Source organism: Micromonospora sp. NPDC001898 (assembly GCF_042891255.1).
Taxonomy (GTDB): Bacteria; Actinomycetota; Actinomycetes; order Mycobacteriales; family Micromonosporaceae; genus Micromonospora.
This window is the reverse complement of the sequence record NZ_JBIATC010000004.1, coordinates 44,880-54,801: the sequence shown is the minus strand read 5'-3', so window position 1 is coordinate 54,801 and position 9,922 is coordinate 44,880. Positions and strand designations below refer to the sequence as shown.

Genomic DNA, 9,922 nt, shown 5'->3' with positions numbered 1-9,922 from the left:
GGGGCGGCGTCTTGCGGGGCTTCTTTCGTGGACTGTCCGGGGGGCGGGGGGGGGCGGGGGGGGGGGCCGCGCCGCCCCCCCCCCCGCCGGCGCCCCCCCCCCCCCCCCCCCCCCCCCCCACGCCTGCAACTGGACCATCAGCTTCTGCCTGGTCAGCCGGTCCGGCGCGTCGGCCGCGAAGACGGCGTCCATTCGCTCCAGCTCGGCCAGCAGCGGCGCGGCCGTCACGGTGCCGTCGTCGACGAGCTGGTCGCGCAGGTGCCGGGCCAGCGCCGCCGGGGTCGGGTAGTCGAACACCACGCTGGGGGGCAGTTGCACCCCACTGGCGGCACGGAGCCGGTTGCGCAGCTCCACTGCCGTCATCGAGTCGAACCCGACCTCCCGGAACGCGCGGTCGGGTTCCAGCCCCCCGCCGTCGCCGTGGCCCAGCACGCTGGACGCCTGCGCGCACACCAGGTCGACGAGAATCGTCTCGCGCTCCCCCGCGCCGAGCGGACGCAGCCGGTCCCGCAGCGCGGCCGCCGCCTCGTCGTCCGCCGGCTGGCGGGCGTCGTCGGTGGGCAGCGCCTCGCGCGCCTCGGGGATCTCGGTCAGCAGCGGGCACGGGCGCATGGCGGCGAACGTCGGCACGAACCGTTCCCAGCGCACGTCCGCCACCACGACTGTCGACTCGTCGCGGACCGCCCGGGCGAGAGCCTCGACGGCCAGCTCCGGCGACAGCCCCGGCAGCCCGCGCCGGCGCAGCTGCTCCAGCTCCGGCGACGCCGGGTCGTCCTGCCACGGCCCCCACGCCACGTCGGTGGCCGGCAGCCCGGCGTGCCGGCGGTTCGCCGCCAGCGCGTGCAGCAGCGCGTCGCCGGCCGCCTGACCGGCCCGGCCGCCCGCGCCCCACACCCCCGAGGTGGAGGTGCACAGCACGAAGGCGTCGACCGGCCGGTGGGCCAGCTCGTCGGCGTACCGGGGGACGTCGCCCACGGTCGCGACGAGGTCCGCGGCCAGGGCCGCGACGGTGAGCTCGGCCAGCGGCACCGACCCGGTCTCCGCCGGGACGTGCACCAGCCCGGTGACCGGCCGGCTCTCGGCGGCGAGCTGCTCCATCAGGTCGGTGAGCTTGCCCGCCGCCGGCTCCTCCAGCGGCAGCACCTCGGCGCCCTGTCGGGCGAGCCACGCGCCGGTGTGCCGGGCCAGTTCGCCCGCCCCGCCGGTGAGCACGACGGTCCCGTGCGGGGTGTAGCCCCGGCCGGTGTCCGCCGGCCGGGTGGTGTCCCGCACGAGGCGTCGGGTGTGCACCTCGGCGCCCCGGACCGCGAGCTGGTCCTCCCCCTCGACGTTGGTGAGCGCGGTGACCAGCGCGGCGTACGCCGCCTCGTCGGGGCGGCCGGGCAGGTCCACGACGCCCCCGAGGTGCCTCGGGTGTTCCAGCGCCGCGACCAGGCCGAGACCCCAGGTGGTCGCCTGCGTGGGACGCGCGACCGGCTCGTCGTCGACGGCGACTGCGCCGGTGGTGGCCAGCCACAGCGGCACGGCCCGGCCGGGCCGCAGGGCGTGCGCCTGCACCAGCAGCAGGTTCGCCGCGAGGCCGGTCGGCAGGGCGGTCTGCTCGGGGTGCGGGGCGTCGTCCAGCGCCAGCAGGGACAGCAGCCCCGTCGGCAGGTGCTCCGCGCCGAGCCGGTCGAGGTCGGCGGCGAGGGCGTCGCGGGTGACCGTGGCCGGGTCGACCGGCAGCACGTGCACGGTCGCCCCGGCGGCGGTGAGCGCGGCCACGATCCCGCCCGGGTCCTGCTGCTGCGGGGTCACCACCAGCCAGCTGCCCGGGTCGCCGACGGTCAACGGCCGCCGCCGCCAGGTGACCCGGTACCGCCACCCGTCGAGGGTGCCGTCCCGGTGCTGGCGTCGCCGCCACGAGTCGAGTTCCGGCAGCACCTGGCGCATCGGCTGGTCCGGGTCGATGCCGAGCCGGCCGAGGTCGCCGTCGGTGACCGCCCGCCAGAACTCGTCGTCCACCGGGTCGGCTGCCGGGGCCGGGGCCACGGTCAGCGTCGGCCAGTAGCGCTGCGGCTGGAACGCGTACGTGGGCAGGTCGGGCAGGTCGCGGGGGGTCGGGCGGGGGCCGGCCAGCGGGTCGAGCACCGCCGCCCAGTCCACGTCCCGCCCGCCGGCGTGCAGGGCGGCGAGGGTGGCGAGCAGGGCTGCCGGTTCGTCCGCGCCGGCCCGCAGGGCCGCCACGGCCGTCCCGTCGGAGTCGGTGGGTAGCAGACCGGCGGTGAGCGCGGTCAGCACGCCCTGCGGCCCGAGTTCCAGGAACGTGTCCACCCCGGCCGCCCGCAGGGCCGTGACACCGTCGGCGAACCGGACCGCCTCCCGGACGTGCCGCACCCAATAGTCCGGGGTACGCAGCTCGTCGCCCTCGGCGAGCGCGCCGGTCAGGTTCGACACCACCGGCAGGAGCGGGGCGGAGAAGGTCAACCCGGCCAGCACGGTGCGGAACTCGGCCAGCATCGGCTCCATCAGCGGGCTGTGGAACGCGTGACTCACCGTCAGCCGGCGGGTGCGAACGCCCTGGCCCCGCCACGCCCTCTCGACCTCGTCGAGGGCGTCGACCGCCCCGGACACGACGACAGCCGACGGACCGTTCACGGCCGCAATGCCGACCCGGTCGGTGAACCCGTCCAGCGTCGGCAGCACCTCGGCCTCCGACGCGGCCACCGCCAGCATCCCGCCGCCGGCCGGCAGCGCCTGCATCAGCCGGCCCCGCGCCGCCACCAGGGCGCACGCGTCCGCCAGGGACAGCACGCCGGCCACGTGGGCGGCGGTGATCTCGCCGATCGAGTGACCGGCCACCTGGCCGGGGACCACGCCGAACGACTCGACCAGGCGGAACAGCGCCACCTCGACGGCGAACAGACCCGCCTGGGTGAACACGGTCCGGTCCAGCAGCTCCGCCTCGGCGGTGCCCGGATCGGCGAACAGCACCGGCTTCAGCGGCTGCGGCAGTAGGCCGTCCAGCAGGCCGCACACCTCGTCCAGCGCCGCCGCGAACACCCCGAACGCGGCGTACAGCTCCCGGCCCATGCCGGCGCGCTGCGCGCCCTGGCCGGAGAAGAGGACGGCGAGGCCGCCGGAGCGACGCCGGGCCGTGGTGAGCGCGGGGTGCGGCTCACCGGCGGCCAGCGCCCGCAGGGCCGCCGACCGGTCCGGCCCGTCGGCCGCGACGACGACCGCGCGGTGGCCGAGGTGGGCCCGTCCCGCCGCGAGGCCCCAGGCGATCCGGCCGGGGTCGCCCGCACCGGTCGCCACCAGGTCGGCCAGCCGGCCCGCCTGGTCGCGCAGCCCGGCCGGGTCCGCCCCGGAGAGCAGCCACGGCAGGGGCGTCGGGCCCACCGAGCGGCCAGCCTGGTCGCGCAGCCCGGCCGGGTCCGCCCCGGAGAGCAGGGGCGTCGGGCCTGCGGCCAGCTCCGGGTCGACCCGGTGCCCGTCCGTCGCGGCGGGGTCGGTCCCCCGGTCCGGGCCAATGGCCGGCTGCGGCGCGGGCGCCTCCTCGATGATGACGTGGGCGTTGGTGCCGCTGATCCCGAACGAGGAGACGCCGGCCCGACGGGGCCGGTCGGCCCCGGCCCACGGCCGGGACTCGGTGAGCAGCGCCAGCGCGCCCGACGACCAGTCCACGTGCGGGGTCGGAGCGTCGACGTGCAGCGTCGCCGGCAGCACCTCGTGCTGGAGGGCGAGCACCATCTTGATCAGGCTGGCGGCGCCGGCCGCGGCCTGGGTGTGCCCGATGTTCGACTTCACCGAGCCCAGCCACAGCGGCCGGTCCGCCGGCCGCTGGTGCCCGTACGTGGCCAGCAGCGCCTGCGCCTCGATCGGGTCGCCGAGGGTGGTGCCGGTGCCGTGCGCCTCGACGGCGTCGACGTCGCCGGGCGTCAGTCCGGCGACGTCCAGCGCCTGCCGGATCACCCGCTGCTGCGCCGGCCCGTTCGGGGCGGTCAGGCCGTTGCTGGCGCCGTCCTGGTTGACCGCGCTGCCGCGCACCACGGCGAGGATCCGGTTGCCGTCGCGCTGCGCGTCGGAGAGCCGTTGCAGCAGCAGGACGCCGACGCCCTCGCCCCAGCCTGTGCCGTCCGCGCCGGCGGCGAACGCCTTGACCCGGCCGTCCTCCGCGAGGCCGCGCTGCCGGGAGAACTCCAGGAACGCCCCCGGCGTCGACATCACCGTCACGCCGCCGGCCAGGGCCAGGTCGCACTCGCCGGAGCGCAGCGCCTGGGCGGCCAGGTGCAGTGCGACCAGCGCCGACGAGCAGGCCGTGTCGACGGTGACCGCCGGCCCGTGCAGGCCGAACGAGTACGCCAGCCGGCCGGAGACGACGGACGCGCCGTTGCCGGTGGCCTGGTAGCCCTCCACCTGGGACCGGGCGCCGAGCAGCAAAGTGGCGTAGTCCTGGCCGTTGGTGCCCATGAACACGCCGGTGGCGGTGCCGCGTACCCGCTGCGGGTCGATGCCGGCGGACTCGAACACCTCCCAGGTGGCGTGCAGCAGCAGCCGCTGCTGCGGGTCCATGGCCAGGGCCTCGCGCGGGTTGATGCCGAAGAACGCGGCGTCGAACCCGGCCACGTCGGTCAGGAAGCCGCCGCTGCGGGTGTAGCTGGTGCCGACCTGATCCGGGTCGCTGTCGAACAGGGAGTCCAGGTCCCAGCCCCGGTCGGTGGGCATCGGCGTCACCGCGTCCGTCCCGTCGGCCAGCAGCCGCCACAGCTCCTGCGGGGAGGACACCCCGCCGGGGAAGCGGCAGGCCATCGACACGATCGCGATCGGCTCGTCGGCCGCCGGCCGGACCACGGTGACGCCGGCCGCCGGGCCGTCGGCCACGCCGGCCACCAGTCCGGTACGCAGGAAGCGGGCCAGCTCCAGCGCCGACGGGTGGTCGAAGACCACGGTCGACGGCAGGGTCAACCCGGTGACCCGGCCGAGCCGGTCCCGTAGCTGCACGGCCGCGAGGGAGTCGAAGCCCAACTCCCGGAAGGCGCGGCCGGCCGGCACCTGGTCGGTGGAGCCGTGGCCGAGGACCGCCGCCGCCTCCGCCCGGACGAGGTCGACCAGCAGCGTCTCCTGGCCGGTCGCCGGCAGCCCGGCGAGCCGGGACCGCAGCGCGGCGGTGACGCCGGTCTCCTCGGGCTGTGGCTCCGGCTGTTCGACGCCGGCTGGGGCGACCCGGTCGAAGAGGCCACTCGGCCGCGCCGCGGTGAACGCGGCGAGGAACCGGGACCAGTCCACGTCCGCGATCACCGGCGCCGCCTCCGGGGCGTTGACCCACCGGCCCAGCGCCGCCACGGCGGCCTCGGGCGCGAGCGGGGCGAACCCTCGGCGACGCAGGCCGTCGGCGGTCTCCCCGGCAGCCATGCCCTCGGACGCCCATGGCCCGTACGCGAGGGCGGTGGCGGGCAGGCCGGCGGCCCGGCGGGCGGCGACGAGCGCGTCGAGCAGTGCGTTGCCGGCCGCGTACCCGGCCTGGCCGCCGCCGCCCCAGACGCCGGCGACGGAGGAGAACACGACGAACGCGTCGAGGTCCCGCCCCCAGCAGGCGGTGTCCAGGTGCACGGCCCCGAGCACCTTGCCGGCCAGGGTCTCCGACAGCTCGCCGTCGGTCAGCCCGTACGCCGGGGTGGTGCCGCCGGACGCGCCGGCGGTGTGTACGACGGCCGTCAGGTCCGGCAGGCCGCCGACCAGCGCGGCGACGGCGTCGGCGTCGGAGACGTCGCAGGCGACCACCCGCACCGTGCCGAGGCCGGCGAGGTCGCCGGTCAGCTCGGCGGCGCCGGGGGCGTCGGGGCCCCGCCGGGAGGCGAGGACCACCTCGGCGGCCCCGTTGGCCAGCAGCCACCGGGCGGTGTGCCGCCCCAGCGCACCGGTGCCGCCGGTGACCAGCACCGTGCCCGACGGCTGCCAGCCCGCCCCGGCGGGCGGGGCGGCGGGCACGAGGCGGCGGGCGAAGACGCCGTTGCGGCGCACCGCCACCTGGTCGAGGGTGCCGTCGGTGAGCACCGCGACGAGGGCGGCGCGGGTGCCGCGGTCGGCGCGGGCGGGCAGGTCCACCAGCCCGCCCCAGCGGTCCGGCTGTTCCAGGGCGACGGCCCGGCCGAGGCCCCAGGCGAGCGCCGCCCAGACGTCGCCGGCCCGCTCCGCGGCCGAGACCGGCAGGGCGGCCCGGCTGAGCGCCCACACCCGGCCGGGCAGTCCCGTGTCGGTCAGCGCCTGGGTGAGGGTGAGCAGCACCGCCGTGCCGGCGGGGACCCCGGGCGCGTGCGGGAGCGGCCGGTCCTGCCGGGGCAGGACGCACAGCACCCCCGCCCAGCCCTCGTCGCCGATCCGGCGCAGCCGCCCGGCCAGCTCGGCCCGGGTCTGGGTCGGCGGCACGGTCAGGGTGTCGACGCGGGCGCCGGCCCCGGTCAGCGTCTTGGCCACGCCCGCGTCGGCGCCGCTGCCGACGGTGACGACCAGCCACCGCCCGGACAGTCCGGTCGCCGGGGCCGGTCGGACCGGCTCCCAGCCGACCCGGTACGACCACCCGTCCAGCGCGGTGTCCCGGGTCCGGGCCCGGCGCCACTGCGACAGCACTGGCAGGGCCGGGGTGAGGGCGTCCACGGCGGCGGCGTCGCCGAGCTGGCTGGCCAGGGCGGTGAGGTCGCCGCGTTCGACGGCGGCCCAGAAGTCGGCGTCGCGCCCGTCCTCGACGGTCAGCGGCCGGGGCGCGGCCTCGGGCCAGTACCGCTGGTGCTGGAACGCGTACGTGGGCAGGTCGACCCGGGTCGCGTTGGTGTCGGCGAACCACTGGGTCCAGGTCACCGGAACCCCGTGCACGTGCAGCTCGGCCAGGGCCGCGAGCAGGGCGTGGGTTTCGGGCCGGTCCCGACGCTGAGCGGCGACGGCCAACACACCGTCGCCGGCCGGCAGGACATCGGCGGCCATCGCGGTGAGCACACTCTGTGGGCCGATTTCCAGGAACGTGTCCACCCCGGCCGCCCGCAGGGCCGTAACCCCGTCGGCGAACCGGACCGCCTCCCGCACGTGCCGCACCCAGTACTCCGGGGTACGCAGCTCATCGCCCTCGGCCAGCGCACCGGTCAGGTTCGACACCACCGGCAGGAGCGGCGCGGCGAAGCTCAACCCGGCCAGCACGGTGCGGAACTCGTCGAGCATCGGCTCCATCAACGGACTGTGGAACGCATGACTCACCGCCAACCGACGCGTCCGCACACCCCGGCCCCGCCACACCTGCTCCACCTCGTCGAGGGCGTCAACCGCCCCGGACACCACCACAGCCGACGGACCGTTCACCGCCGCGACACCCACCCGGTCGGTAAGCCCGTCCAGGCTGGACAGAACATCCGCCTCGGCTGCGGCGACCGCGAGCATCCCACCGCCGGCCGGCAACGCCTGCATCAGGCGACCACGGGCGGCGACGAGGGCGCAGGCGTCGGCCAGAGACAGCACCCCGGCGACGTGCGCGGCCGTGATCTCGCCGACCGAGTGACCGGCCACGAAGTCCGGCACGACCCCGAACGACTCGACGAGGCGGAACAGCGCCACCTCGACGGCGAACAGACCCGCCTGGGTGAACACGGTCTGATCGAGCAGGCCCGCCGCCTCGGATCCCGGCGCGGCGTTCAGCACCTCGCGAAGGGGGCGCGGCAGCCGGCCGTCCAGTTCGGCACACACCTCGTCGAGCGCGGCGGCGAACACGGGGAACGCCTCCGCCAACTCCCGGCCCATCCCAGCGCGCTGCGCGCCCTGACCCGAGAACAGCAGCGCCAGCCGGCCCCGCTCGGTGGCGGCACCCGTGACGGCCGCGCCGGAGGGCTCGCCCGCGTCGAGGGCCCGAAGGGCGGACAGCAGGTCGTCCCGGTCGGTCGCCAGGAGCACCGCCCGCTGTTCCAGGGCGGGTCGGGTGGTGATCGACGACCAGGCCACATCCACCGGACGCACAGCCGCATCGGCCGACAGCCAGCGCGCCCACCGGCCCGCCTGCGCCGCCAACGCACCATCCGTACGCCCCGACAACACCACCGGCACCACCGACGGCACAACCCCACCAACAACCACACCCTCGATCACCGCCGCAGCCGACGGCTGCTCGATGATCACATGCGCATTCGTACCGGAAATCCCGAACGACGACACCGCCGCCCGACGCGGCCGGTTCACCACAGGCCACGGCTTCGCCTCCGTGGCCAGGACGACCGCACCCGCCGTCCAGTCGATGTGCGGGGACGGCTCATCCACGTGCAACGTCGCCGGCACCACACCGTGCCGCATCGCCATGATCATCTTGATGATGCCGGCCACACCAGCCGCAGCCTGCGTGTGACCGATATTCGACTTCACCGACCCCAGCCAGAGCGGACTGCCCGCCGGCCGGTCCTGCCCATAGGTCGCCAACAACGCCTGCGCCTCGATCGGGTCACCCAACGTGGTACCCGTGCCGTGCGCCTCCACCGCGTCCACATCGGCCGTGGTCAGGCGCGCATTCGCCAGCGCCTGCCGGATCACCCGCTGCTGCGACGGACCATTCGGCGCGGTGAGCCCGTTCGACGCACCGTCCTGGTTGACAGCAGTGCCCCGCACCACCGCCAGAATGTTCCGACCCTCCCGCTGCGCATCCGACAGCCGCTGCACCAGCAGGACCCCGACGCCCTCGGACCAGCCCGTGCCGTCGGCGGCGGCGGCGAACGACTTGCACCGGCCGTCCTGCGACAGGCCACGCTGGCGCGAGAACTCGATGAACGTCCCCGGCGTCGCCATCACCGTCACACCACCGGCCAACGCCAGATCACACTCGCCGGAGCGCAACGCCTGCACCGCCAGATGCAACGCCACCAACGAGGACGAGCAGGCGGTATCCACGGTGACGGCCGGCCCTTCCAGGCCGAACGTGTACGCCACCCGACCCGACAACACACTGCCCGACGTACCGGTCCCGACGTAACCCTCGACCTCGCCGGGGATGTCCATCAGCCGGGATGCGTAGTCGTGGTACATCACGCCCGCGAACACGCCGGTCCGGCTGCCCCGCACCCGCTGTGGGTCAACGCCCGCAGACTCGAACGTCTCCCACGACGCCTCCAACAGCAACCGCTGCTGCGGGTCCATCGCCAGAGCCTCGCGCGGCGAGATCCCGAAGAAGCCCGGGTCGAAGTCCGCCGCCCCGTACAGGAAGCCGCCGTGCCGGGTGTACGACGTGCCGCTGCCGTTCGGATCCGGGTCGAACAGTGACTCCAGGTCCCAACCCCGATCCGCCGGGAACTCCGAGATCCCGTCCCCGCCGCCGGCCAGCAGCTCCCACAGTTGGTCGGGGCTGTCGACCCCGCCCGGGTAGCGGCAGGCCATGCCCACGATCGCGATCGGCTCGTCGGCGCCGGCGACCGCGCTGACCGTCCGTTGTGCCGTCGACTGGCGTACGCCGGCCAGCTCGGACCACAGGTGGTCGGCGAGCACGGCCGGGGTCGGGTAGTCGAACACCAGCGTCGACGCCAACCGCAGCCCCGTCGCCGCGTTCAACCGGTTCCGCAGGTCCACCGCCGTCAACGAGTCGAACCCGAGTTCCCGGAACGCCCGGTCCGCCGGCACCGACTCCGCCCCACCATGCCCGAGCACCTGGGCGACCAAGCCCCGGACGAGTAGGGCGACCTGGGCCCGTCCCTCGTCCTCGGTGAGCCCGGCGAGCCGTTCGGCCCAACCATCGCCGCCCTGTCCCGCCTGGCGGCGGGTCGCCGTAGTGCCGACCAGCGCCCGCAACATCGGCGGCACCACACCACCGGCGGCGGCAACCCGCAACGCCGACACGTCGACCACCACCGGCACCAAGGTCGACCGCCCCACGGCCAGCGCCGCATCGAACAACTCAAGGCCAGTCTCGGCACTCATCGGCGGC

At 76.0% G+C, this 9,922-nt stretch carries 1 protein-coding gene (running past one end of the window); it reads right to left on the bottom strand.

Annotation, left to right across the window (positions count from 1 at the left end; genetic code table 11):
• The coding region annotated (locus ACFYZF_RS11160; RefSeq protein WP_387018447.1) for a type I polyketide synthase crosses the window boundary (this coding region is incomplete at its 3' end): on the bottom strand, positions 1-9,922 show 9,922 of its 30,096 nt. Its footprint extends 20,174 nt past the window's final position.